The sequence below is a fragment of the Bradyrhizobium sp. B097 genome, assembly GCF_038957035.1.
Taxonomy (GTDB): domain Bacteria; phylum Pseudomonadota; class Alphaproteobacteria; order Rhizobiales; family Xanthobacteraceae; genus Bradyrhizobium.
In genome coordinates this window covers 1,682,511-1,709,171 of record NZ_CP152412.1, presented here as the reverse complement: position 1 = coordinate 1,709,171, position 26,661 = coordinate 1,682,511, and the positions used below count along the sequence as shown (strand labels likewise).

At 61.9% G+C, this 26,661-nt stretch carries 20 protein-coding genes; 6 read left to right on the top strand and 14 right to left on the bottom strand.

All coding sequences use genetic code 11. From position 1 onward, the window contains the following. Window positions 1-61: 61 nt before the first annotated feature. Window positions 62-658, bottom strand: a complete 597-nt coding sequence (locus tag AAFG07_RS07875) for a TetR/AcrR family transcriptional regulator (protein ID WP_342726756.1) — start codon at window positions 656-658, stop codon at window positions 62-64. A gap of 94 nt (window positions 659-752) precedes the next feature. On the opposite strand from AAFG07_RS07875, the gene AAFG07_RS07870 reads away from it, so the two are divergent. Together AAFG07_RS07870 and AAFG07_RS07865 are read left to right on the top strand one after the other, a co-directional pair. Beyond that, a complete protein-coding gene (locus AAFG07_RS07870; RefSeq protein ID WP_342726755.1) occupies window positions 753-2,048 on the top strand; it encodes an MFS transporter in 1,296 nt (431 codons plus the stop codon). A gap of 231 nt (window positions 2,049-2,279) precedes the next feature. After that, window positions 2,280-4,589, top strand: coding sequence for a tetratricopeptide repeat protein (locus AAFG07_RS07865; protein ID WP_342726754.1), 2,310 nt, complete (start codon window positions 2,280-2,282; stop codon window positions 4,587-4,589). A gap of 46 nt (window positions 4,590-4,635) precedes the next feature. On the opposite strand, the gene AAFG07_RS07860 is transcribed toward AAFG07_RS07865, so the two are convergent. Genes AAFG07_RS07860 through AAFG07_RS07850 form a run of 3 tightly spaced genes read right to left on the bottom strand, consistent with a single transcriptional unit; the run spans window position 4,636 to window position 6,360 of the window. Further along, complete coding sequence (locus AAFG07_RS07860; protein WP_342726753.1) at window positions 4,636-5,076, bottom strand: hypothetical protein; 441 nt, start codon at window positions 5,074-5,076, stop codon at window positions 4,636-4,638. A 22-nt stretch (window positions 5,077-5,098) separates the two neighbouring features. Further along, window positions 5,099-5,413 (bottom strand): antibiotic biosynthesis monooxygenase, encoded by a 315-nt coding sequence (locus tag AAFG07_RS07855; RefSeq protein ID WP_342726752.1) that lies wholly within the window; start codon window positions 5,411-5,413, stop codon window positions 5,099-5,101. After that, a complete protein-coding gene (locus AAFG07_RS07850; protein WP_342726751.1) occupies window positions 5,398-6,360 on the bottom strand; it encodes an NAD(P)H-binding protein in 963 nt (320 codons plus the stop codon). The genes AAFG07_RS07855 and AAFG07_RS07850 overlap by 16 nt, the downstream gene beginning before the upstream one ends. A 339-nt stretch (window positions 6,361-6,699) precedes the next feature. Here AAFG07_RS07850 and AAFG07_RS07845 point away from each other — a divergent pair, with 339 nt between their 5' ends. From AAFG07_RS07845 to AAFG07_RS07830, 4 genes are all read left to right on the top strand, one after another. After that, window positions 6,700-7,671: an AraC family transcriptional regulator gene (locus tag AAFG07_RS07845; RefSeq protein WP_342726750.1), complete on the top strand. Its 972-nt coding sequence runs from the start codon at window positions 6,700-6,702 to the stop codon at window positions 7,669-7,671. A 241-nt stretch (window positions 7,672-7,912) separates the two neighbouring features. Beyond that, on the top strand, window positions 7,913-8,812 hold the full coding sequence (locus AAFG07_RS07840; RefSeq protein WP_342726749.1) for an AraC family transcriptional regulator: 900 nt from the start codon (window positions 7,913-7,915) through the stop codon (window positions 8,810-8,812). 308 nt (window positions 8,813-9,120) lie between these two features. After that, window positions 9,121-13,953, top strand: coding sequence for an NAD-glutamate dehydrogenase (locus AAFG07_RS07835; protein ID WP_342726748.1), 4,833 nt, complete (start codon window positions 9,121-9,123; stop codon window positions 13,951-13,953). Window positions 13,954-14,028: 75 nt separating this feature from the next. Beyond that, the gene (locus AAFG07_RS07830) at window positions 14,029-14,382 is read left to right on the top strand and encodes a hypothetical protein (RefSeq protein ID WP_342726747.1); all 354 of its coding nucleotides are present in this window, start codon (window positions 14,029-14,031) and stop codon (window positions 14,380-14,382) included. Between the two features lie 140 nt (window positions 14,383-14,522). On the opposite strand, the gene AAFG07_RS07825 is transcribed toward AAFG07_RS07830, so the two are convergent. The 10 genes from AAFG07_RS07825 to AAFG07_RS07780 all read right to left on the bottom strand — a co-directional run bounded on the left by AAFG07_RS07825 (window position 14,523) and on the right by AAFG07_RS07780 (window position 26,627). Further along, window positions 14,523-17,306: a UPF0182 family protein gene (locus tag AAFG07_RS07825; protein ID WP_342726745.1), complete on the bottom strand. Its 2,784-nt coding sequence runs from the start codon at window positions 17,304-17,306 to the stop codon at window positions 14,523-14,525. 492 nt (window positions 17,307-17,798) lie between these two features. Beyond that, window positions 17,799-18,875 (bottom strand): sigma-70 family RNA polymerase sigma factor, encoded by a 1,077-nt coding sequence (locus AAFG07_RS07820; protein ID WP_342726744.1) that lies wholly within the window; start codon window positions 18,873-18,875, stop codon window positions 17,799-17,801. A 31-nt stretch (window positions 18,876-18,906) separates the two neighbouring features. Beyond that, on the bottom strand, window positions 18,907-19,656 hold the full coding sequence (locus AAFG07_RS07815; protein ID WP_342726743.1) for an SDR family oxidoreductase: 750 nt from the start codon (window positions 19,654-19,656) through the stop codon (window positions 18,907-18,909). Between the two features lie 43 nt (window positions 19,657-19,699). Further along, window positions 19,700-20,473: an SDR family NAD(P)-dependent oxidoreductase gene (locus AAFG07_RS07810; protein ID WP_342726742.1), complete on the bottom strand. Its 774-nt coding sequence runs from the start codon at window positions 20,471-20,473 to the stop codon at window positions 19,700-19,702. Between the two features lie 139 nt (window positions 20,474-20,612). Next, window positions 20,613-20,840, bottom strand: coding sequence for an SDR family NAD(P)-dependent oxidoreductase (locus AAFG07_RS07805; RefSeq protein ID WP_342726741.1), 228 nt, complete (start codon window positions 20,838-20,840; stop codon window positions 20,613-20,615). Between the two features lie 501 nt (window positions 20,841-21,341). Further along, complete coding sequence (locus AAFG07_RS07800; protein WP_342726740.1) at window positions 21,342-21,887, bottom strand: nuclear transport factor 2 family protein; 546 nt, start codon at window positions 21,885-21,887, stop codon at window positions 21,342-21,344. Between the two features lie 507 nt (window positions 21,888-22,394). Further along, complete coding sequence (locus AAFG07_RS07795) at window positions 22,395-24,173, bottom strand: ATP-binding protein (RefSeq protein WP_342726739.1); 1,779 nt, start codon at window positions 24,171-24,173, stop codon at window positions 22,395-22,397. Window positions 24,174-24,363: 190 nt separating this feature from the next. Beyond that, window positions 24,364-24,717: a response regulator gene (locus tag AAFG07_RS07790; RefSeq protein ID WP_342726738.1), complete on the bottom strand. Its 354-nt coding sequence runs from the start codon at window positions 24,715-24,717 to the stop codon at window positions 24,364-24,366. 52 nt (window positions 24,718-24,769) lie between these two features. Then, window positions 24,770-25,126: an HdeA/HdeB family chaperone gene (locus AAFG07_RS07785; RefSeq protein ID WP_342726737.1), complete on the bottom strand. Its 357-nt coding sequence runs from the start codon at window positions 25,124-25,126 to the stop codon at window positions 24,770-24,772. A 70-nt stretch (window positions 25,127-25,196) separates the two neighbouring features. After that, window positions 25,197-26,627 (bottom strand): DUF1254 domain-containing protein, encoded by a 1,431-nt coding sequence (locus tag AAFG07_RS07780; protein WP_342726736.1) that lies wholly within the window; start codon window positions 26,625-26,627, stop codon window positions 25,197-25,199. Between the last annotated feature and the right edge of the window lie 34 nt (window positions 26,628-26,661).

Here is a 26,661-nt window from a genome sequence, read left to right as displayed (position 1 = left end):
ATATGCGGGATGGGCCTTCCCCGGGTATCGCTTCGCTCACCCGGGCTACGGGACTTGCACCTCACGCCTTCGCCACGCTCGCATCGATCACGAGCTTCGCCACCGCGAGCGCCGACTGCGCCGGCCCCTCTTCCGACTGCTGGCCGGTGACGTAGATGCCTTCGATCAGCAGCAGCAGGGCGTCGCCGAGCACGGCGGGGTGACGCGCGCCCATGCCGGCGGCGAGCTCGCGCAGGCGCTTGCGAAACAGCTTCTTGTGCGCTTCGGCGACCTGCCGTGCGGGATTGTCGCGCGACGGAAATTCCACGGTCGCGTTGCTGAGCCCGCAGCCGCGATAGCCTGCGGCCACGGCGCGCGCCGACAGCACGCGGATATAGGCGAGCACGTGCTCGCGCGGATCACTGTAGGATTTTCCGCCGGGCTTCTCGAAACTCTCCCAGAAGTTCGCCTCATAGTCGCGCATATAGGCGGCGGCGAGATCGTCCTTGGAGGCGAAGCTGCGATACAGGCTCGGCTTGGTGACGCCGGCCCGGTCGACCACCTCGTCGACGCCGACGGCGCGGATGCCCTCGCGATAGAACAGCTCGGCCGCGGACGCGCGGATCCGGTCGGCGGCACGCACGGGGCGTTCCGCAGACGGCTCGACAGCTTTCTTCATGACGGCTCCCTCCCGATTTTGCATACGGCACGCTTGACAATGTTACTGACCGGTACGTATACATGCCGCATCGCAATACGTACCGGTAAGTAACATGCCAGAACCATCCATTCAAGCTACCCCTGTGTCCAGACGGCCGTTCGGCCAGAGCTACGCCTTCGTCGTCGTCGCCGTGATCTTCCTCGCGTTGCTCGCGTCAGCCGGCCTGCGTTCAACGCCGGGCGTGCTGATGCTGCCCTTGCAACAGGCCTTCGGCTGGGACGTCGGCGTGATCTCGTCGTCGGCCGCGGTCGGCATCTTCCTCTATGGCCTCGCGGGCCCGTTCGCCGCGGCCGTGATGCAGCGCTTCGGCATCCGCCGCACGGTGCTGGGCGCGCTGGTGCTGATGTCGGCCTCGACCGGCGTGAGCTACTTCATGACCGCGCCGTGGCAATTGTTCATGAGCTGGGGACTGCTCTCCGGCATCGGCTCGGGCGCGGTCGCCAACGTGCTCGGCGCCACCATCGTCAATCGCTGGTTCACCACCAATCGCGGGCTCGTCATGGGGCTTTTGACGGCGTCGACCGCGACCGGCACGCTGATCTTCATGCCGGGCCTCGCGGCGCTGGTGGAATGGGGCGGCTGGCAGCCGGTGGTGCTGACGGTGGCCGCATGCTGCGCGGCGCTGATTCCGCTGGTGTATTTCCTGGTGCCGGAACGGCCGGCGTCGGTCGGGCTGCGCTCGTTCGGCAGCACGCACGAGGATCATGCCGCACCGCCGGCGCAGGGCAACCCGTTCACCGCCGCATTCAGCAACCTGGCGCGCGCCGCGAAGACGCGGGCGTTCTGGTTCCTGTTCGCCACCTTCTTCATCTGCGGCTTCACCACCAACGGCCTGGTCGGCACCCATCTGATCGCGTTCTGCGGCGACCATGGCATCGTCGAGGTGCAGGCGGCGAGCCTGCTCGCGTTGATGGGATTCTTCGACCTGTTCGGCACCACCTTGTCGGGCTGGCTCACCGACCGCTTCGATCCGCGCAAGCTGCTGTTCTTCTATTACGGGCTGCGCGGCGTGTCGCTGATCTACCTGCCCTACTCGGACTTCTCGCTGGTCAGCCTGTCGGTGTTCGCGGTGTTCTACGGTCTCGACTGGATCGCGACCGTGCCGCCGACGGTGCGCATCGCCAACGAGGCGTTCGGCGACAAGAACGCACCGCTGGTGTTCGGCTGGGTGGTCGCAGGCCATCAGCTCGGCGCCGCCTGCGCCGCGTTCTTTGCCGGCTTCATGCGCTCGGCCCAGGGCGATTATCTGCAGGCCTTCATGATCGCAGGCCTGACCGGCATCATAGCTGCCGTGCTGTCACTGATGATCACCCGGCGGCCGGCGCAACCGGTCCTGGTGGCCGCGTAAGCACGCGCCGACCTCGTTGGCGTATCGACGAACTGCAATTGAGAAGCAGCCCGGCTTTCCGGCGGACGCGCAGGTCGCCCATCGCGAGTCCCGCGTCCGCCGGTTGCTTTCGAGGCAAAACAGATATCAAATGGCTACCAGCGTGAGGGCGAAGACCTAAAGCTATTGAACCCGCTTGTTGCAACTGCTTTTGAAAGCCCGGATCGGACACGGAACGCGTGAAGAAGTTCGATGCCCGAAACAGGTAAACCTCAAAAATCCGATTCGACCGCCTTGCAGCTCGCCTTCGGGCAGGCTGTCGCGTTGCATCAGCGGGGGCAGTTGGCGGCAGCAGAGAAGATCTACGAAGACATGCTGCGACAGCAGCCAAACAACTTCGATGCGCTGCATCTGTTAGGCCTGATTTCCGCACAGACCGGCCGCAGCCAGCGCGGCGCTGACCTGATCCGGCGAGCGATCAGGCTCAACGGCACCGTCGCGGACGCGCACAACAACCTGGGCAACACGCTGCGCGATTTGCGTCGCTTCGACGAAGCGCTCGCGAGCTTCGACAGGGCGACCGCGCTCAAGCCAAGCCTTGCGCCCGCACTCTACAATCGCGGACTTACGCTCGCGGAGCTCGGGCGCCACGAGGAGGCGATCGCAAGCTACGATCTCGTGATCGCGCTCGTGCCTGACCATGCGGATGCGTATCGAAACAGGGGCGCCGCGCTGAGAAAGCTGGAGCGGCTCGAGGAGGCCCTGGCGAGCCTGGACAGGGCGATCGCGCTCAAGCCCAACGATGCCGGTGCGCACAACGATCGTGGCAACGTGCTCAATGACCTCGAAAGGTTCGATGATGCGCTCGCGAGCTACGACCGGGCGCCAGGGCTGGCCGGCGCCTGTTACAACCGCGGCAACGTGCTGATCAAGCTGGATCGTCTCGAAGAGGCAACTGCAAGCTTCGACAAAGCGATCGCGCTGCGGCCCGACTATGCCGAGGCCTACAACAACCGCGGCACGGCGCTGTTGAGGCTCAGGCAGCATGAGGCGGCGCTCGCCAGCATCGACAAGGCGATCCAGTACAAGGGCGACGATGCGGATGCCTACGCCAACCGCGGCAAGGTTCTATCCATGCTGGCGCGCTATGACGAGGCATTCGCGGCCTTTGACAGGGCCGTCGCGCTCAAGCCGGACCAGGCCGACATCGAAGGCTATCGTTTGCACGTCAAATCTCACCTTTGCGACTGGGTCGACTTTGACGCCGAGTGCGACCAACTGATCGGGTCGATCAGGAATCGGGACGCGACGACGCCGCCATTTCTGTTTTGTAACGTGCCTTCATCGGCCGCCGACCAACTGCTCTGCGCCACGCGATGGACCGCGAAGAATCATCCGCCGTCTGAAAGCCAGCGTTGGCGGGGCGAACGGTATCATCACGATCGAATTCGGATCGGCTATTTCTCGTCGGATTTTTGCAACCACGCGACAGCGGCTTTGATGGCGGGGATGTTCGAGTGCCACGACCGGTCGAAATTCGAGACGGTGGCGATCTCGTGGTCGCCCAACGACCCTTCGGAGATGCGCCGACGGCTGGAGGTGTCGTTCGATCGATTTGTCGAGGTCCGGGACATCAACGACGATGAGGTCGCCGACCTGATCAGACGATTGGAAATCGACATCCTGGTTGATTTGAAAGGCTTTACCGCGGGGTCCCGCACCAGAGTGCTTGGCCGCCGGCCTGCCCCCATCCAGGTCAATTATCTGGGTTACCCGGGAACGCTCGGTGCCCCGTTCATCGACTACATCATCGCCGACCGTACCGTGATCCCGGATCATCATCGCGAATTCTACAGCGAAAAGGTGGTCGCCCTGCCCAACAGCTATCAGGCCAACGACGACAAGCGCGTCATCGCCGATCGCGTGTTTACGCGCGGCGACGTCGGGCTGGCACCGGCGGGCTTCGTGTTCTGTTGCTTCAACAACAACCACAAGATCACGCCTGACATGTTCGATCGGTGGATGAGGATTCTCGGTCGCGTCGAGGGCAGCATGTTGTGGCTGCTCGAAGGCAACGCCCACGCTGCCGCAAATCTGCGCAAGGAGGCGGTCGCGCGTGGCGTCGCTGCGGAGCGCCTTGTGTTCGCACCGCGCCTGTCGTTGCCCGACCATCTCGCACGCCATCGCCTCGCCGGCCTGTTCCTCGACAGCACTCCCTACAACGCCCACACGACCACCAGCGATGCGCTATGGGTCGGCCTGCCGGTGCTGACCATTCTCGGCGACACGTTTGCCAGTCGGGTCGCGGCGAGCCTGCTCCATGCGATCGGCCTGCCCGAGCTTATTGCGGAATCGCCGGAGGCTTACGAGCGCATGGCGGTCGATCTTGCGACCGATCCTTCGAGACTCGCGGCGCTCAAAACCAGGCTGGCGGCCAATCGGCTGACGGCACCGTTGTTCGATACCAAACGTTTCACCCGACATGTCGAGGCCGCCTACACCGCGATGTATGAGCGTCACCGGGCGGGCATTGCGCCGGACCATATCGTCGTCCCGGCGTGATCGCTGATTGCGACCCCTCCTGATCCTGGCGAGGATCGGTTATGGGTCAATGAGCGGCTGTCGACGTGCTGCTCGGGCCAGGCTGCTCCGCCTCGCCGCGTCCCTGACGTAACGATCCGATCAGCAGGCCGGCAAAGAGCAAGGCGCCGACAAAGGAAATGAGCGCACCCGCGATTGCAGCGACGTGAGTGACGCCGGCAACCACAAGAACGAGCCCTGGGATGAAAATGACGACGCCAAGGTTCGCGACAGCGAACTGCCAGCGTACGAGCCGGGATGCGCCAAATTCCGGGAACGCCTGCAAGACGAGCCCGTAGAGACACATCGTCGCCCAGCCGAGCAGATTCAGGTGGGCGTGCACGACCACGTATTTGAAGTTCTCGGCAACACCCATGCCGATGCCGATAGCAAGTCCGATGCAAAGATAGATGGCAGCCGCGATGATGTACCATCGCGCAATCGCGCTGGAGCGAAGTTGTTTCGACATTGGCGGCCTCTGCGTCAGCATGTCAGAATTCCTCGAAAAAGGCGGTCTCCCGCCCCGGCAAGATGCCGGCTTTGGCCTGAGTTCTTTCAAGCTGCGGACTGGAGCTGAAGGCCTTCGCATTTTCCTCGGTGTCCCAGTCGAACAGGATCAGCAGGTGATTGGGGTTTGCCGTCGAGCGAAAGCGGCGGACGCGGCGACAGCCATGCGCGGTTCGCGCGTCGGAATTCTTGTCGAAAACCTGCTTCCATCTGTCGAAGTCCTCGACATCACCGCGAACCATCAGGACTGGCATTTTGGTCTCCATTTTTTGCAACTTCGCTTTCAACTCGACAGGCACCCGAGCTCCAACAGGCTGGCGCGAACTGCCTGGTCGAGAGGCGTGTGAGGCTCGTCGCCGATCAACGCAATCAGCTTGGAATTATCGAGCCGAAGCGGGACATCCCAGAGATAGCGAACTTCTTCGACTTCACGCAGGAGCGGGACGAAGGGCGCGAGCAGCCGGACGGCGAGCCATGGAAAGTGCCGAACGGGAAGGTCGAGCCTTCCGGCCGCGCGGCGAATGGATTGAGCGAGCTCGATCCCGGGTTCGATCCAGTGTCCGCCAAAGTGAAACACGTCGAACGGCGGCAGATCGGCTTCGATCTCTGCAAGTCGCGCAATCGCCTCGGCGTAGTCCGGCAGATAGGCCCAGGCATGACCCGTCGCAGGAGGACCGGGATATGAGATGGCACGCAGCGGCTGCCCCGGCTTGATCAGGACATTCGAAAAATTTGAAGATGGCCCGTGTCCACCAAACACGTCGCCGGCGCGCACGACAAGCGATCGGGTGCCGGTCGCCGCCGCCGCCCTCAGCATGTCTTCCATCTCGCAGCGAACGCGGCCCTTGCGCGTGTTCGGCTGCTGCGGCGCGGTCTCGGACAACAGCGGACCGGCGTCCGCGCCGAAGTTATACAGATTGCCAGGGAAGATCAGTCGCGCGCTTGAGGCGCTCGCCGCCTCGATCGAGTTACGAAGCATCGGCATCGCGAGGCCACGCCAGTTCTTGTACGGTGGTGGATTGGCTGCGTGAACGATGAGGGCGACATCGCTGGCTGCGTTGGCCACGTCATCCGCCTTCATCGCGTCTCCCTCGATCCAGGCGACGCCGCTATCCGGCAGAGAGGCGGAGGCTAGCTTCGGCGTGCGGCTCAGGCACCGAAGGTGCCAGCCGCGGCGCACCAAGGCCCTTGCGACTTCGCGCCCTACGCCTCCCGTCGCTCCGATCAGCAGCGCCGTTTTCGTCATGCGTCTCACCGGTTCCTCGCTGCGAACCGGTCCTCACGCGGCAAAATCGTCGTCAAGGTTTGGAGTTGATCTCGACCTTGGCGGCAAGTGCTGATCAGATCCTGAGTGGTGGAGCCGAAGGTCGCCGGCCGATATCCCGACCTGCGCCCAGTCCTGTTCCGAGACACGCAAAAAAACTCCCGTTGATCGGTTCCCGTGGCACGACGTGTAGGGGGTGATCGGACCGGTGTTCTTGGGCTGGCGCACCGTGAGCTAGGACACAGACGCCACCGTTGACTTTTCGGGTCGGGTGACGCAATGCCGCAACAGGGGATGCCACGGCACGGGAACGAGCCGACGATGTCAGAGCAACAGGCGCCTACGACTTTTCGGTTCTCGACCGCCGATTGGCCGGCCCGGGATCGACTGGCAATCTGGCGCGAGTCGATCGGGCGCACCGTCATCCAGCTCGACACGGAGCCGTTGTCCGACGGCGCGTTCCATGCCGAGGCGACCGTACTGGCGCTGCCCGGGCTTTGGCTCGGTTCCTGGGCATTGGCCAATTTACGCGCCGCCGTGACCCGCGAGTTGCTCGATGGCAGCGACGATCTCGTGCTCGGGATCGCGCTGAGCGGTGCGCCCATCATCACGCACCGGAGACGCGAGGCCACCGGCGACACCGGCGATGCCATTCTGATGTCGACCGCAGAACCGCGGGTGAGCGTCTACCCGTCGCTTGTGCGCTTCCTCAGTCTGCGGCTGCCGCGCAAGGCGCTTACGCCGTTCGTGCCCAACCCCGAGGATGCGCTGATGCGTCCGGTCCCACGCGACATCGAGGCATTGCGACTGCTTACCTTTTATGCCGACGAGCTGAACCGCATGGATCGGATGGCCACAGGCGAGCTGCAGCATGTCGTCGTCACCCATCTGTACGACCTCGCGGCGTTGGTGATCGGTGCCACGCGCGACGGCGCGGCCGTTGCTGAAAGCCGCGGGCTGCGGACGGCGCGGCGCGCCGCCGTCAAGGCCGATATCAACTCCCATCTTGGCGATCCCGCCCTCACATTGACCGCGGTTGCCGCGCGCCAGCACCTGTCGCCGCGCAGCCTTCAAAGGCTGTTCGCCGAACAGGACACGAGTTTCTCGGAATACGTGCTCGGCGCACGCCTCACTCACGCCTACCGCCTGCTGACCGATCCACGCCGGCACGACCGCAACATCTCCAGCATCGCGTTCGAAGCCGGGTTCGGCGACCTGTCCTACTTCAACCGCGCCATTCGCCGCCGCTACGGCGCGACGCCGTCGGAGATTCGCGCAACGCCAAGGCGTTGATGACGCGTCGGATCGATGGCGCCTCAAACCGGGCCCTTGGCGCGACTGTCCTAGCTTCCCCGCCCTGCCCCGCCGTAGAAAGGGTATGAGTTCCCCTCTGAAGGCGGCGAGCGGTTGACCGGTTGGAAACACGGTCGAGAACATCATGCGAGCAGGTGATCCAGACTCCGCGTTGCCGAAATTGCCGGACTCCAGCACGTTTCGATTCTCGAGCGCCGATTGGCCGGAGCGGGATCGGCTGATGATTCTGCGGGAGGTCATCGGACGCGCGACCGTGAAGTTCGATCTCGGGCCGCTTACCGACGACCCGTTCCGCGCTGACCTGGTGGTGCAGGCGCTCCCTGGGCTCGCGATCGTGTCCGGCGCGAGCGTCAATATTCGCGCGGCAAGGACGCGCGATCTGCTGGGCGACCGTGACGATCTCGTTCTGAAGGTCTTTACGAGCGGGACCGGGGTCGCAGCGCAAGGCGATCGAGAGGTCACGCTCCGTGCGGGCGATGCGTTGTTGATGTCGGCAGCGGAGACCAGCATGTCCGCCACGTCATCACCGTCATGCTTCATCACGATTCCGCTGCAGCGCAAGGCCATCGCATCGCTCGTGTCCAGGCCCGAGGATGCGCTGATGCGTCTGCTGCCCGGCAGCGACCCACTTCGCCTGCTCGTGAACTATGTCAGGCAATTGCAGACTGGGGCGCGACTGACGACGTACGAGCTGCAGCGCGCCGTCGTCACCCATATGTACGATCTGGCGGCGCTCGCGATCGGCGCCACCAGCGATGGAGCGGCGCTGGCCGAAAGCCGCGGGCTGCGGGCCGCTCGGCTCGCCGCGATCAAGGCCGACATCAGCGCGCGTCTCTGCGATCCCGACCTGTCGCTGAGCGCGGTCGCAGCGCGCCAGCGTCTTCCGCCGCGCAGCGTGCAGCGGCTGTTTGCGGACCAGGACACGAGCTTCTCGGAATTCGTGCTGGAGGCCCGCCTGACCAGCGCGCATCGGCTGCTGACCGATCGGCTCTGGGACGAACGCAACATCTCCAGCATCGCGTTCGAAGCCGGATTCGGAGACTTGTCCTACTTCAACCGCATCTTCCGCCGCCGTTACGGCGCAACGCCTTCGGAAATTCGCGCAGCGGCGCGGCGTTGAAAAGCCGCACCGCAGCGCTGCGAACTCATACTCGATTGAAATTGCTTGTGATTTTGGCCAACCCCAACGGTTCGGCAGCCTCCGCGCCGACTTCGGCCTCACGCGCTGCAGCAGGGCCTCTCAATGCTTCTCCCGACAGCATGCGTCTTGGATAGCTTTGGGATCGGAGTATTGTCGTCCGGAGTTGTCGCAACTTTGAGACCGGGGATTTCGCGTACGCACTCGATCGCGGTCAAGGCTGTGGCGCTCGAAGCGATGCACTCCAGAATCAAGCTGATGATCGCGAACGCGATCGGACGGCGCGGCAAATGGAGGACATGATGGCTTGGCGTGACGATAAGGCCCGTTCAACCCTGATCCGCGATGCAGCGGGAAGCGTGCAGCCGGGCAAGGCGCCCCGGAGCTTTGCCGAACTTCTGTTCGGCTATACCAATGTCGAGGACCTCGCCAATCACGATGCGCTGTCGCTGGCCTTCCTGGCGGAACAAGCCTGGGAGCACGTGCAGCAGCGTACGGCCGGCGGCGCCGATATCCGTGTCGTCAATCCGATGATGCCGGACGGGCGCGAGATTTCCGTGCTCGAGATTCTCAACGACAACATGCCCTTCCTGTTCGATTCCACGACGGCGGAGCTGGCCGAGCAAGGCATCGAAGTCACCCTCGTCGCTCACCCGATCCTCGCGGTGGAGCGCGACAGCCAAGGCAAGCTCCTGCGCTTCCACGGCGAAGCGTTGCCGGCGGGAGTAAACGGCACGCGGGAAAGCCTGATTCACCTCCACATCACCCGCCTGGACGCCGATGCCGATCGCCAGAAGCTGATCGACGGCCTCACCAAGACGTTGAACGACGTCCGCGCCTGCGTCACCGACTGGCGCGCAATGCGCGACCGGGTCGAGGACGCGATCAAGACCTTTTCTTCCAATCCGCCGCCGCTGCCGATCGACGAGGTCGCCGAGGCCAACCAGTTCCTGCAATGGCTGTGCGCGGACAATTTCACCTTCCTCGGCGTGCGCGAATATCGCTTCTCGCCCGACAGCGATGCATCCGACGACATCACGACGGGCAAAGGCCTCGGCGTCCTCCGCGATCCGGATGCGAAGGTGCTGCGCCGCGGAAGCGAAATGGTGGTGATGACGTCAGAAATACGCGAGTTCATGCACGACCCCACCCTGCTCATCGTCATCAAGGCCAACGTCTCCAGCCGCGTTCATCGTCGCATTCGCATGGATTATGTCGGCATCAAGCTCTATACGCCCGACGGCCGGCTGGAGGGCGAATTGCGGGTCGTCGGCCTGTTCACCTCGGGCGCCTATACCCGCTCCGCACGCCAGATCCCCTATGTCCGCCACAAGGTGACGCGCGCGCTGCAACGCGCCGGCTTCGACCCGAACAGCCATTCGGGCAAGGCGCTCATGCATATTCTCGAAGAATATCCGCGTGACGAACTGTTCCAGGTCGACGTCGACACGCTCTACAATTTCATCATGGAGATCCTGATCCTCTACGAGCGTCCGCGCGTCCGCGCGCTGGCGCGGGTGGACAAGTTCGATCGCTTCGTCTCCATCCTCACCTTCATTCCGCGCGAGAAATACGACACGGACGTCCGTACCCGCGTCGGTGCCTTCCTGGCGCAGGTCTACAAGGGGACGCTGTCGGCCTCCTACGTTTCATTCCCTGAAGGGGCGCTTGTGCGCGTCCACTACATCATCGGGCGCTATGACGGCAAAACTCCCGTCGTCGAACGCGCCACGCTCGAAGCCGGGATCAGCGCCATTGCCGCGACGTGGGCCGACAAGCTGAAGGCCGCGCTCACTGCCTCCACCGATGGCATGCGGGCACGCATGCTCACCAACCGATATGCCCAGGCGTTCAGCGGTGGCTATACCGAGGTGTTCGGCGCGGAACAGGCGATCACCGATATCGCCACCATCGAAAAGCTCACGCCAGCCCGCCCCGTGGCGGTTTCGGTTCATCGTGACGCAAGCGAGGCCGATCCCAAGCGCTTCGGACTGAGGGTGTTCTCGCACGACGCGCCCCTGTCGCTGTCCTACCGCGTGCCCGTGATCGAAAATCACGGCCTGCGCGTGGTCAACGAACGCACCTATCAGATCGCGCCGCGCGCCACGCCGGCGCCTCCGCCGGTTTGGCTCCACGAGATGACGATCGAGACCAGCGACGGCCTGCCGATCACGATCACCCCGGAATTCAGCCATCGCCTTGAAGCCTCGATCATGGCCGTGGTCCGCGATCACGCCGAATCCGATGGATACAACGGCCTGATCCTGCGCACCGCCCTGGGCTGGCGGGAAGTCTCGACCATCCGGGCACTGTCCCGCTACCTGCACCAGATCCGCGCGCCGTTCACCCAGGATTACATGTGGGAGACCTTGCGCAAGAACGCCGCGATCACGGCCAGCCTCGTCGCGCTGTTCCAGACCCGCCTCGATCCACGCCTCGCCTCCACGGATGCCGAGCGCTCGGCACGCGAGACGGCCCTGCTTGCCGAGGTCGAGGAGCAACTCAAATCCGTTGCCTCGCTGGACGAGGACCGCATCCTGCGCCGTTTCACCAACCTGGTGCAGGCGACGATTCGCACCAATCTGTGGCAGATCGGCGAGGACGGACATCCGCGTCCGGTGATCTCCTTCAAGTTCGACGCGCGCCGGATCGACGACCTGCCGGCTCCACGACCTCTCTACGAGATCTTCGTCTATTCACCTCGTGTCGAAGGTATTCACCTGCGCTTCGGCAAGGTTGCGCGCGGTGGCCTGCGCTGGTCCGACCGGCCGCAGGATTTCCGCACCGAGATCCTCGGCCTCGTGAAAGCGCAGCAGGTCAAGAACGCCGTGATCGTGCCGGTCGGCGCCAAGGGCGGCTTCGTGCCCAAGCGCCTGCCGCCGCCTTCCAATCGCGACGCCTGGCTCGCGGAAGGCACCGAAGCCTATCGCATCTTCGTTCGCTCGCTGCTGGAGCTCACCGATAATCTCGACGGCGACATCGTCGTGCCGCCCGAATCCACCGTGCGCCATGACGGCGACGACCCTTACCTCGTTGTCGCCGCCGACAAGGGCACCGCCACCTTCTCCGACATCGCCAACGCGATCTCGGCAGAGAAAAACCATTGGCTCGGCGATGCCTTCGCTTCCGGCGGCAGCCAGGGCTACGACCACAAGAAGATGGGGATCACGGCGCGCGGCGCCTGGGAAGCGGTCAAGCGCCACTTCCGCGAACTCGGCACCGACATTCAGACCATGCCGTTCACCGCGGTCGGCGTGGGCGACATGTCCGGCGACGTTTTCGGCAATGGCATGCTGCTGTCGCCAGCGACAAAGCTTGTGGCGGCTTTCGATCACCGCGACATCTTCATCGATCCCTCGCCTGATCCTGCGATCAGCCTCGCCGAGCGCAAGCGTCTGTTCGACCTGCCGCGATCGAGCTGGCAGGACTACAACAAGTCGCTGATCTCGGCGGGCGGCGGCGTGTTCTCGCGCCAGCTCAAGGCGATCCCGCTCGCTCCGGAGGTACGCGCCCTGCTCGATCTCGACAAGCCGCAAGCGACGCCTTTCGAGGTGATGACGGCAATCCTGAAGGCGCGCGCGGATCTGCTGTGGTTTGGCGGAATCGGCACCTATGTCCGCTCCGCCGCGGAAAGCGACGATCAGGCCGGCGACCGCGCCAACGATCCGATCCGCATCACGGGCAGCGACGTGCGGGCCCGGGTAATCGGCGAAGGCGCCAATCTCGGCGTCACCCAACGCGGCCGCATCGAGGCGGCGCAGAAGGGCGTCAAGCTCAACACCGACGCCATCGACAACTCGGCCGGCGTGAACACGTCCGACGTCGAGGTCAACATCAAGATCGCGCTGGCGCGGCTCGAGCGCGAGGGACGGCTCAGCCCCGCTGACCGCAACAGCCTGCTGGCCGCGATGACCGACGAGGTCGGCACGCTGGTGCTACGCAACAACTATCTGCAGTCGCTGGCGCTCTCGCTCGCCGAACGCAAGGGCGTGGCCGAGACCGGCTTCCTTACGCGCCTGATGCAGTCGCTCGAGCAGCGCGATTTGCTCAGCCGCGCGGTAGAGTTCCTGCCCGACGACGCAGCGCTCACCGAGCGCACACGGCGCGGCCAGTCCCTCGCACGGCCCGAGCTTGCCGTGCTGCTCGCCTACGCCAAGCTGACGCTCTACGATGACCTGCTCGTCACCAGCGTGCCGGATGATCCCTATCTTGCCCGGGAACTATCTCAGTATTTTCCGCGCGAGGTTCAGGACAAATACCCGAGAGCGGTCGAATCCCATCGCCTGCGGCGGGAGATCATCGCGACCAGCCTCGCCAATGCGGTGATCAACCGTGGCGGCCCGGCCTGCGTCGTGCGTCTGATCGATGAGACGGACGCCGATATCCCGACCATCGTCATGGCCTATGTGGCAGTCGACGAATGCTACGGGCTCAAGTGGCTCAGTGACGCGATCGATGCGCTCGATACCTGCATCGACGGGCGGGTGCAGCTGTCCCTCTACGCTTCCGTCCAGGACCTGCTGCTCTCCCGCATGGTCTGGTACGTGCGCAATGTCGATTTCAAGGACGGGCTGGAGACCGTCGTCGCGCGCTTCGGTCCGGCTATCCGCCAGATCGTCGCCGGGCTCGACACCGCGCTGCCGCCGGACTTGCAGGCCGCACGTGCCAAGCGTCGGCAGGACCTGACCGATGCCGGTGTCCCGGCCGGCCTCGCCGGCGAACTCGCCGATCTCGACGCTCTGGTCTCGGCGCCCGATATCGTGACGGTTGCCGAGCGCACCGCCCGTCCCATCGGCGACGCCGCCGCGACCTTCTTCGCCGCCGAAGCGAATTTCCGCCTCGACCGCATCGTCGCCGCCGCGCGCAGCGTGCCGGCAAACGATTATTTCGAACGTATGGCGATCGATCGCGCCGTTGAGCAGATCGCCGGCGCCGAGAGAAGACTGGCCGCGGATATGCTGGCAACCGGCCAGTCCGGCCAGCAGGCTGTCGAGACCTGGCTCGCGGCCCACCCCGAAGCGGCGCGCATCCGCCGCTCGGTCGAGGAGATCGCGGCCAGCGGCCTGACGCTCGCCAAGCTGACGGTGGCGGCGAACCTGCTGGGGGACCTGGTCAAAGCCTGAGGCGTGCGAGGCGGCGATGTGAAACTCCATGAGCAATGCTGGCGCAGGTTGTTAGCCGGCGAACGGAGGAATCCAATGATCCACGCGACTTGCCATACCGCCGATAATGTCCGCTGCATCGAGTTCGATGCCACCCCCTGGTTCAGCGAGGCTGACGCTCCGAGCATTATCGATTTGGCCCAGCGAGGCTGGGCCAGTACGGCGATTGCAGATTCCCTCGAGCGCCGACGAGGCTATGAACGCTTGCACGACCTCGTTGAGTATGCGGCGAAGCGATTGCAACCGGAATCCCTGGAGGACCCAACCTGGGAAACCTTCGCGTGCGTCGTCGATGGACCCGACGCCGTGGCCTGGCTCGAGAGCAACCGGCCGGAGGTCGTGGCAAGGATCCGGGACGCCACCGGAGGCGCCGGCGATTGCGACGATTGATCGGCGGCATCGCGCGCGAAGCGGAAATGGCGTGCCGTCCAGAACACAACTGCGAACTCTTATGTCATTGAAATTTGAAATGTAACCTTTGACAGCACCCAATTGAGGCGCGCTTTCGCGCTCACGATTCCCCCGCGCCATTAGTGACCGACGGAGCGCCGGTTCATTTCCTCCAGGGGCTCGCGCAGGGCATCGAACTGCGTGCCGAAACCTTTCAGGTCTCCGGCCTTCAATCGCTCTAGCGCCTGATTGTAGTGATCGAGCGCCTGCTGCGCCGGGCTCGCCGTCCCGCCCGCAGGGGATATCGTTTCCGTTGCGTTTGAAACCGTCGGCACCGCACCGGGCTCTGCGAACAGCGCGGCCAGGGCGTCAGCGAGCGTCTCCTTCATCACGACATGCTCACCGTAGGCTGCGATCACGCGTTTCAGCTCCGGCAGGTGTCCAAGCTCGGCGCGCATATAGAGCGGCGAGACATAAAGGATCGAGTTCTCGATCGGGATCACCAGCAGGTTCGCACCGCGTATCACCCGCGAGCCCATCTGATTCCACAGCGTGAGTTGTTGCGAGATCTCGGTGTTCTGGTTGATCCGCGCCTCGATCTGAAACGGCCCGTAGACAAGCTTGTCCTTGGGGAATTCGTAGACGATCAGCTTGCCGTAGTCGGGGGCGTCGCAACGCGCAGCGAGCCACGCGATCATATTGTCGCGACGACTGGGCACCATGGGAAGCATCAGAAAGAACTCGGCCTGCGGCTCGCCGGGCAGCCGCATGATGATGTAGTAGGGGGTCATCACCGAGGTGCCATCGCCGCCCGGCTGTCGCGGAAACTGCCAGAAGTCCTCTCGGTTATAGAAAGTTTCGGCCTGCTCCATGTGGTAGGTCTGATACAGCCGCGCCTGAATCAGGAACAGATCTTCCGGATAGCGAATGTGCTTCTGCAAATCCGCCGGCATGGCCGTGAATGGCTTGAACAGGCTCGGAAAGATACGTTGGTAGGTCGCTGCAACGGGGTCGCGTGGGTCGATCAGATAGAAATCGACCGTCCCGTTATAGGCATCGACAACAATTTTCACCGAATTCCTGATGTAGTTGAGACCGAGCTCCGGCACGGGCTGCGCGGAGGGGAAATAGGAGCTCGTGGTGTAGGCATCCTGCATCCAGAACATGCGCCCGTTGCTGACGACCAGATAGGGATCGTGATCGAGACTGAGGAATGGAGCGATCGTACGCACCCGTTCCGTGATATTGCGCCGGATCATGATCCGGCTGTCGGCCGTGATGTAGCTTGAGAGGACCAGATTCGCGTCATTGAAATAGTAGGCGAACAGCGTTCTCCATCCCAATGCTCCGATCGGAACACCGCCACTGCCGTCATAGGCGGCATAGACGTTGTCTTTCCCCTTCGGATAATCGAACTCCGGGATGCTGGCCTTGACGATGACGTAGTCGTCGCTCTCTTCGCCGAAGTAGATGCGCGGTTCCTCGATCTTGGGACCGCCGTCCGCAACGGGCGGAATATCGCGCAAATAGAAGAACGGCAGTCCTTCTGGGCTCTTGCGGGTGACCGGGCTCATCACCGCGCCGTTGCCGTGCGTAAACAGCACGTGGCGATTGACCCACGTCTGGGCGTTTGCCGGCAGCAGGGAGGCCCGCAGTTCGCGAGCCGAGAGCATCACGCTCTGGTAGGAGCCGTCGAGCCAGTAGCGATCGACGTCAAGATCGTGGAATTTGTAGTAGGTCCGGATCTCCTGCAGTTGCGCGTAGGTATTCGACAGCGGCAGCCAGTCCCAGAGTCGTATATTGTCGATGGTGGCCTTGTTCGCTTCCAGCGTCTTGAAGGTCAGCCGCTGTTCGGCGGCAAACGGCTTGGCTGCGATCCGGTCGAGATTGTAGGCCTGCCTCGTGAGCGCGATGTTGCGTTCGATGTACGGCTTCTCCAGCTGCAACTCCGTCGGTTTGACGACGAAGTGCCGGAACAGCGAAGGGACGAGACTCGACAGCACGACAGAGCCGGCGCCGACGAGGATGAACCCGGCGGCAAGAAGGCGGTAGGTGCGGGCGCGCAAATTGACCCATGCGATGAACGCCGCGATGATCGAAAGCCCGATCATCAGCCACAGCGCCGGCAGCCCCAGATGGACATCGGTGTAGCTTGCCCCGACCACGACGCCATTGTCGCCGTAGAGCAGCAGATAGCGGTCGAGCCCATAGGACCAAGCCTTCACCGCGAACAGAAGGCCAACCAGCGCCGAGCCATGCGCGATCACCGTCGGCGAGATTGATCGGTTGTGAACATCGTACTCGATGTCGCCGCGCGCCCAGTAGATCGCTCCGGCAAACAGCGCACTCAGGACGATTGCGAGCAGCATCCAGTTCTTGATCGCAAGATAAGCGGGTAGCGCAAAGAGATAGAAGCCGATGTCCCTGTTGTAGAGCGGATCCTCCGCGCCATAGGGCACGCCGTAGAGAAACTGCAGAAAGAGGCCCCAGTTGCCGGCTTCGCCTGCGGCAACCAGCACGCCGAGCAAACCCGCACCGAGCGCGATAAACCACGGCCGTGTTAGTCGATCGCGCAGCATTGCGGACAGATCCGGCGGCGGCGTAACACCGGCCACCTTCCACGGGGCGGCCGGAATCTGTCGCGGCTGCTGCATGGCAAACCGCGCTGCCAGCACTCCGTTCAGCCAGAGGACGACGGTGGTCACCGCCAAGACCGCGAAAAAGACGGTCGCCTTGGCGCCGATCGCCGTCAGGAAAACCTCGAGATAACCGATCGAGGAAAACCAAAGCCAATCGACCAGGAAGTCGCTCGCGAACGAGAGCAGGATCAGGCAAATCGTGATGACGACGGCCACAACGATCAGCCTGACCACGCCACTTTGCCGTGGTACCTTCCGGCCGGGTCCGGTAATCCCGATCGTCATGGCTTGATCATAGCGGAAATGAGGGACGCCCGCCGCTTGATTTACGGGCCGGACTGCCCGCCAAGGCGGGCGACGCGGATGCTCAAAGCTCCGTCGCCGGGACCGCGAATGAGCACAAGCGCCAAACTCAGCTGATGCAGGCCGGCACGATCAATCAGCCATCGAGCAGGAGGACGCTCGCGAACGGAGGCGCGTCGTACAATGTCGCGGAAAAGCGAACATTTGGCGCGCCACCCGGAATGAAACTGCGAACTCTTATGTAATTGAGATCGTTATCTAATTCTAGGCCTCACTGGGAGCGGCTCCTTCTGTTGAGCTGCCTTGTCGAGGATTCGAGCTACTGGAGCGCTTCCGCTTTTCACACGCCAACCGAACCTGCCATACCTGGTCCAACCCTTCGCATGAGCCTGTGCCGCACCCAGGGGGCACCTGCTTGAGGAAGCTCCACGCGGTTCGCTGGCAGGCATCTGCGTCGACGCGGGGGCTTCGCCGTTACGGGGGCTCTGCCTGGGCGGAAAATTCGGTGCCGACGGTGTCCGTGATCACAAGCGGAAGGCCAAAGGCCTGAAAGAGCGCCGGGGCGGCGGGTCTCACGAACAGAGTGACCGCGGAAATGCTGCCCTGCGCGAGCGATAGTACGTGGATCGAGTGCGCGCTCCACGGCGCATCCGGAGCGGTGCGAGAACGGAAATAGGCCGCGAATGCGGGCTGTCCATTCGCCGCTGTCGGCAGCAGGCGGTAGCCGCCATAATCTTTCCAGGCCCACTCAAAAAAGGCACGGATCGACTGGCGGCCGACATACCACTGAGCGAGCGGCGGCATTGTATAGGTCGCATCCTCCTTCAGGAGGGCGACAAACTTGTCGAGATCAAGCTCTTCCCATGCTTTCAAATAGCGGTCGAGCAGCTTTTGCTGCGCCGGCGCGGGCTTTGAAATCATCGGGCGTTCATCGTCGTTGCGGCTTTTTGCCATCGTGACGCGCGCGCGCTGCAGGACGCTGTTGATCGACGCTGTCGAGCCGCCGAGCAAGGTCGCGGCTTCCGCGGCGCCCCAGCCGAGCACGTCACACAATAAAAGCGCGGCGCGTTGGCGCGGCGGGAGCTGTTGGATGGCGGCCACAAAGGCGAGTTGTACGGCCTCGCGAGAGGCGTACCGCGCTTCAGGATTGAGTGTCTCGTCGAGAATTCCAGCCAGTTCGGAGTCCGGATAGGGTTCAAGCCAATCGACGTCGCTCGCCGGAACCCCATCGGGCATCTGGGCAGTTACAGGGAAACGCTGGTCTGGCAGGAAGCGTTGCCGGTATTTTCTGCCGGCAATCGCGTTGAGGCAGGTATTCGTAGCGATCTGGTAAAGCCACCCGCGCAACGATCCACGACCTTCAAAGCTATCGAAGCTCCGCCAGGCCCGAAGATAGGTATCCTGCACGAGGTCTTCCGCTTCGTGCAGCGAACCCATCATTCGATAACAATGCAATTTCAGCTCGCCGCGAAACGGCTCCGCCATCCGCTCAAACGTCTTGTCTGATCGATCGGAAATCTCGAACGAGCGTGACGCTTCGGTCGCGGTCATTGCCGTGATGTGGTCCTGGGCGACCCCCGTTTCAAGACGGAGCGGCCTCGAGCCCCTTACCTGAGACGATGAACACATGCTCCTTGAAACGGTCCGGGGTCGTCACAAGTTCGATCACCGCGTTGGCGGCATCCGACGAAGTTGGCAGCGCGGCCATGCCGCGAATGAAGTCAGTTTCCGCTATGCCTAGATAGTTGGAATAACCGGCGACGGCACGCTTTCCAAGCTCGGTGTCCGGCATGATGCGAGGTGCAATCGAGACAAACCGCAAGCCAAGGCCGAGACGATCGGATTCCTTCTGGCCGTAGTTTGCCATGAATAGTTGCGTCCGCTTAGCGCCGGCATACCCTCCGGTAAGTGGAGACCCGGCCAAAGCGGCACCGCTTGAGACCAACACGACCGTTGAACCAGCCACGAGCGGCCGGGAGAGTGCCGCCTTAAAGAAATTGAACGCAATTTTGACGTCGCCATCCCAATTGATGGAGAACTCTTGCCAAGTTTGCTGGTGGAGCGGCATGGTTGGCGGAAACGAGCCCCCGCACACGACCAATACATCCGGCAGCATGACGTCGAACACTTTCCCGGCGGCTTCCACATCTGTTGCATCGAGCGATAAAATGCCGATGCCAGAGACCTCCTCAGCCAATCGCTGCAGTGGCTCCAATTGACGAGCCACCGCAAGCACACGCGCACCAGAAATTGTGGCCGATTCCGCAATCTTTCGTCCGACGCCACGGCTTCCGCCGATCACGACAACATTCTTGCCTGTCAGGGAGTGCATCTCATGCTCCAATGTTACCAACGATTTTCTTGAACGGGCAGAACTACTCCGCCCCTACCGGCACCAGCTTGCTGGATGCTTTCCATAGCTGTCCGTTAATGAAGTTAGGCGCGAGACGGCTCATGAGCGCCAGTTGCTTGGATTGACCCGGCCGGATTTCAAGCGAGCCGGCCTTGAGCGCCTTGAACGACTGCTTCACCAACTCCCCGGTCGTGATCAAGGTAATGCCGTCACCCTCGGGAAGGTCTGCCGTCATGTCGGTCTTCACGGCGGGCGGCATAAGCTCGATGACTTCCACACCGGTTTCCTGAAGCTGAAAACGAAGCGACAGGGTGTAGGAGTGGATCGCCGCCTTGGTCGCACAGTAGATCGGTATGCAGGGCAACGGTACAAAGGCCAGGGCCGATGACACGTTGATCAGCGTGCCGTTGTTGGACTTCAGGACGTCGATGAACGCTGACGTCATGCGTATGACGCCTCCGACATTGATGTTCAATTCCGACGTCAAACCCGCAAGATCGGCGGCAGTGGCTTTTAGATTCTTATAGTGGCTGATGCCGGCATTGTTCATCAGCACATCGAGCTTGGGATAGTCCGCCTTCACGCGCGCTGCGAGGGCGGCGATCTCGACCGGGTCTGCAACGTCGCTTCGGATCGTATCGAGTTTGGGATATCTCAACCTGACCTGATCGAGCACCGCCTGGCGCCGACCGGTGACAATGACTTTGTTGCCCAGTTCGGCAAACTTGAGCGCGAAGGCAAGTCCGATGCCCGCGGACCCTCCGGTGATGAGGATCGTACGACCTGTGAGCTTCATGGGAGTCCTTTCACAATTACTGCACGCTTTTCGCGGGAACCGACGAAACCGTTAGTCGTCGAGGCTTCCCGGACTGATGTTGACGACGCTACCGGTCATGCCGCCTTGAACGAGATATCGATGCGTCCGGACTTTTTGGTCACCGACTGAAGATGCTTGTTGATCGCCTCTGCATCGAGCGCGTCGACTTCCGCGCCCTCGGCAAATGCCCGGTGGCCGCGATCTCCTTTGCGATCGTTTCGACCGGCGCCAGCTCGCGCCCGATCAGGAAAAGCCTGGCGCCTTCGCGCGCAAAGGCGCGCGCGACGGCGCCGCCCACAGCACCGCCGGTCCCGTAGATCACCGCCACCTTGTCTTTCAAAATCATTTGAGTTCCTTCCGACCAGCCGGGCTTTGCCCCCAGCAAAGGGTATGACCGGTGGACCGAGCGGAACTCATCGGTGCATGACGGGCTTTTTTTGCGCCTGGTCTGCGCGAGCCGTCATCAGCAACCTGGCCGTTTCCCGATTTAGATGATTGGCCTGCTCGCTGACGGATTAAGCCAGCAGCAATACGCGGTCGGCACCGCGACATCGTGAAGCCGATCAGTGACCGCAATGGTCGCCTACGATGCGCGAACAGCTTGAGCACACCAGCCAATACATTGCGCAGAAGGACCAGGTTCGCCCCTCGCGATCCTCAACAGCCTCGCGGCGAGCAGCCATCTGTTAGCTCTTTTGCAATAGCGGAGGCAGAAGCCGCTGCGTTGCTTCGCCTACCTATCTCGCCAATGTAACCAAGTTAGACGTTACGGCTGTTGTCAAGTCGCCAAGGGACACCGCGACTTCCTTGGCGACCACGGCATCGAGGGGCACATAGGTTGTTACCATTACCAATATGGCTTGAATGGTTGTCCAGCCTTCATTTCCCACAACACGTTGACTATCACCCAGCGACCGTTGAGGCGTGACAAGTGCAGGTAGTCTATCCACGTCGATGCAGTCACCCTGGCGCTGGCGGCATTCTCAAAGATATCAAAAACAGCGATCTCCTGCACACGCTCAGCCGCTGGCGTTGGACGATCAGCTTTCTTTCGGGTCAGCTGCGTGAGGGCGAGCGCGCTCATTTCGGCCAGGTAGCCGCGGCCTGATGCGGAATCGAGGTTGGCAATGCGCTTGGCCAGTTCGGGGTGGAGCGAGCTTTCCATCCGCGCTTCATTGCCGTCGTAGAACCCTTCAATGTAGTCGAGAAGAGTTTGATTTATTGCTTCCAGATCGTCCTGTCTGGCGATATTTGTATCGTCCATAAGGTGGTTTGCCTCGAGTTTGGAGGAGCGCTGCGTTTCATTTGTCGCGCGAGCCAGATCACTCTTGCGCGCCGACGCTGCCAAAAAAGCGCCACCGGCTCCGTGGATCATCGCGACCTTATTTTTCAATATTCTTTCTTGATTGCCCCTTTGTCCGTCGACTTCTCTCTCTCGAGACTATGACAAGCGAACCCGCCAGAACTCATCGGTGCGTGGCAAAAATAATTCTCGGAGGCTTCCGGCGCATGAGCCCTGCACCGGCGCCCGATACGTCAAGGGCTCGCGGATGCTCTGGGCGATGGTGGCATCGCGAAGGGCGAACCGTCCGGCGCGACTCGACGCGCGCTCCAGGAACGCGGCCGGACACATTCGTGGCACGCCGCTTGATCGAGCGGGAATTTGCGATTTCGGACGTGATTTACTCGGGAGACTGACTCAAAACTTCAGAGGATTGCCTGGACCGTTCCGCGGTCAAGCGGCCAAAGCCATGATTTGCAGTAAATTATTGAAATATTGGGGCTTTAGTGAGCCTTGGCGCGCCATTCAGAACAAAACTGCGAACCCTTATACCATTGAAATCGCAATTTAGCTTTTAGGATTCATCGGGCCCCGCGAGCGCGATCGCCCGTCTTTCGCTCAAGTCCTGGCCAACGGAAGCCTAAACGAGAACACCGCACCTCGACTACCGTTCTTGGCCCAGAGTTCGCCTCCGTAGCTCTCAAGTATCGTTCGTGCGATTGGAAGACCCAACCCGGTCCCATGCGACTTTGTTGTGACGAACGCATTGAAGATGCTTGCCAGCTTGTCATTGGGAATACCGGACCCGGAGTCGGATACTTGGACTTCGATTCCGTCGGCATCCGCCAGGGCTGTTCGGATCGTCAGATTGTGCGGGCTGGCCACTCCCTCCATCGCGTCCATGCCATTCATCACAAGGTTGATGATGACTTGCTGCAGATGAATCGGATCACAGCGTACCCGCAATGGCTCCGGTGCCAGTATGGTACGCAAGACCACTCCCCGCCTTGTGATTTCAGAAGACACAATCTTGACGACGTCACGCACGGTGTCGTTCAAATCGAGCGTCCGCAGATCGGCTTCCGCTCTGTTGTTGAGCAGATTCCGCAGGCCGCTGATGATGTCGCTCGCGCGTTGCTCATCCCGGACGATATCGGAAAGGATTTCGCCGAGCTGGGCCAGATCAAGTGGATTAGCTTTGAGCAACATCTGCGCGGCCTCGGTATTGCTCAAAATCGCTCCGAGCGGCTGATTGAGTTCATGCGCAATCGATGACGACAGAACGCTGGCGGTCGTGACCCGATTCAGATGGACGACCTCCTGACGACGACTGGTCGCCTCCGCCTGGGCGACAACGCGTCGCCGCCGCTCGACGAGCAACAATGCAATGATGCCCGCCTGCAGCATGATGGCCGCCACACCAGCCGTCAGTTGCGGGCGATACTGCTCCCAGAGGCTGGGCACGCGAAAAAGAACTTCGCTGCCTGGAGGCAATTGGCTTTCGCTGATGTTCCAGCGCTTCAGCTCCCTCCAGTCGTATCTGGGCGATGCCGCTGGAATCGGTGGCGTCTTGATGCTGCCAGGCGACTCTCCGCCCAGAATGCGCACGGCAACTGCGGCGGTCTGGCGGCTGACGTCGGATATGTTCGTCATCCGGCCGCCGACGATCCCTCGGCCGAAAAACGTGTCTTGCTCCGAAAACATAGGCGCGTTGGCAACCGCGTGAATCCGTTCCAGGGCTCGACCGCCTTCGTGCACGACGCCGGCGGCGTCCACCAACATCTGTGCGTAGACGATGATGCTCCGAGGTGGCAGGACAGCCACCTGCTTGAGGATCTCTTCCAGCGACAATTCACTGGAATAAGTGATCTCGACCCGGCTCGCGAACGGTTGGAGCAGCTTGCGAATCTCCACCAACCATTGCTTCTCGATCGGAGAATTCCCGTGCACGATGAAAACCCTGGTCGTCTCCGGAACCAGCTTCAGGATCTGGTCGAGAGTCCCGAATACGTCGATAGATACGGAGACCATCGCGTCGGTCGCCGGTGCGTTCGGAGAAATCCGCTGCTCGAGGGCCGCGTACAACGTCGGGATCGAAGGAAAAATCCGTTGCCGGTTCTGCTGAAAGAATCGTGCGGCGGGGCCGCCGATCGTTATGATCAGGTCGAGTTTGCGCTCGGAAAACACCGCGTTCAAATAGCTGACAAAGGCGTCTTCATTCCCGTCGGGGAAGCGGGCCGTCGACAGCGACACCTCAAAGATATCGATGGGATCTTTCGACTGAAGCTTCAACTGTTCGCGGATATGTCTTGCGTAATCATCCCACGGCGAAAAATCTCGGCCGACGGAATGAACAATCAGCACCCGCTTTGGCTGGGAAAACGCCGCACCGGTCATCGCCAGGAACAGAACGATTGAGCCAAAAGCTATTCGAGCTATCATGCGATAAGGCGGCCGTTTACGCGAGATGTCACAATGTGACCGAGAACCCAATCCTACTCGACCTGCCCAGCGCCAGGGAGAACAATTAGAAGAATCAACTTCCGCGACAATTCCCTGCAATCGTTAAGAAATTGAGCTCGACTCCTCAGGGAATCCTTCCAATGGCATCGATGAGCAGTTTTGATAGAAACGGCTTCTTCAAATACGCAATGCAGCCCGCGTCGAATGCCTCCTGCCGGCTGACCTCATTGTCGATGGCCGTCATCATAATGACCGGTAACTCCCTACCTGACGCGATCAATTGCCGTTGCAGGTCGATGCCTGAGATTCCGCCAAGGTGAATATCCAGGAGCAAACAATCCGCTTCGCACCCGGCATCGGCCTCCAAAAAAGCCTCCGCCGATGCAAACGTTCTGACGTGGAAGCCGTGCGCCGACAAAAGGCGGTTTAGACCTTGCAGCACGCTGGGATTGTCATCGACGATAGCTATGGTGCGCATGACGAAACGATCATTGGGCGCCCAGATTGTTGTAACAGCAAACAGCCAGATTTCAGGGCTTCATTTCAATCCCCAGCTTCGCCCGCATGTCCTTGAACACGACGGCGATCGCCTCGATGATCAATTGATCAGGGTTCGCCTTGCAATAGACGATGACTTCGTGCTCGGCCTCTTTTGACTTGACGATATCCATGTAGTGCTTGCGAGCGAGTCCGTTGTACCAGCCGCTGTACCAGGCAGTCAGCCGGTCGGCGTCGCCCTGCCAGGTCCCGGCGAGTTGAGCGCATGTCAATTTCTGGACGTTCAGGAACCCGTTGGCATCGGCATAGGTGCTGAGATCGACCTGGGCGCGGGCAACTGGAATCGCCGCCGCAGACAATATCGTTGCGAAAATCAGGGCCCTGTGCACTTTGCACTCCATTCCGTTTTTTTGGTTGTGGATGAGACGCCGGCGCCGAAGCGCCGACGTCTCCGCTGGCTCAGGCGACTTTCTTCACCGGCGGGATCTTCCAGGAGCCATTGATGATCGACGGATTCTTCTCGCTCGGCCAGTACAGCCGCAGCATCAGGATGAAATCTCCGGCCGGCGCCGGGAGCCAGTTGGATTCCTTGTCCTTGCCGGGCGATTCGTTCTGGATGTAGAGATCGGTCGAGCCATCCGGATTCGACTTCAGCTTCTCGCGCGCGCTGATCGAATAGCGGTTGAGCGGATTGTTGACGAAGAAATAGCCGGAATCATACATCGTGAGCGACCAGAATCCCTCCGCCGGGGGCAGCTCCCCCTTGGGAAATCGCATCACGTACTTGTTGGCACCGTTGTACTTGCGGCCCTCGGCATCCTTCTGTGAAGTCGGGTAGACCGCATCCTGCGGCCTGTTGGCCCCAAGCCCGATCGCGGTGATGAGGGCGCGCATCAAATAATCGGTCTCGTAGATGCCGGTCCTGGTCGTGAACGCCCAGCCGTTCTCGTCCGTGATGGCCTTGTTGACCTTGAACTGGAGCATGATCCGGTCGACAGCGATTTCCGGCACCCGCTTGACGAAATCCGCCTTGAGCTTGCTCGCATCGAAGTCCTGACCCGGAACGATACCAAGCTTGGCGAACTTCGCCAGCTGCGGCGCATCCGCCGCCGACGGCGGGTTGTCCTTCATCAGCTTGCATAGCAGCGTGAAGTACGCCACTGCATCCATCCGATTGACCTGCTCGCGCACCGCCGTCTTCATATCGATCGATGGATCGACCGTCCCCGCCGGCGGCGTATAGGGCTTGCCATACGAGCTTAGCGGCACCAGCTTGAATTCATCCTGCAGCCTGTGCACCTCGGCGTAATCTTCCGGCGTGCCGGTGCAGTAGATGCGCCCGAGCAGCCATACGATAGAGGTGGGCGATTTGTATTCCTTGACCCCGGGCGGCAGCGTGCCCTTCCAGCCCGGGCCGGTGATTGCGTAAGTCTGCGCGCCAGTACCTGTCGTGCGCTTGCCCGGCACCTGGAATACGGTGGTCCAGCCATCCAGCATGGGCAACAGGAAATAGCGGCCCTTCATATCGGGAACGCTGAGGACCCACGGCTCCTTGCCGACGTCGAAAAACGACGTCGTGTAAAGCGTGTCGGCGTTCGGCGCAGTAACGTCGCGAAACGATGCATCTGGATATTGCCGCATCTTGATGATCTGACCCATCGGCCCGCGTGTGCCGACCAGTGACGCGACGTTGGTGATGACGCGCCGCGTCATCTCCATCGTCACCAGTGGGTATCCGAAGATGTAGGCGTCGGTGGCGAGCATGAAGTCTTCGATCCCCTCCCCGATCCCGAGGAATGAGCCGAATTCGGCGCGGCTGATGGTGCTCGCGGACGCTCCGGCCAACAGGCTGATGCCGCCCAGGGTGAGGTTGCGTCGAGTGATGTTCATCGGAGGCTTCCTTTCAACTGAGTTTCGTAATGAG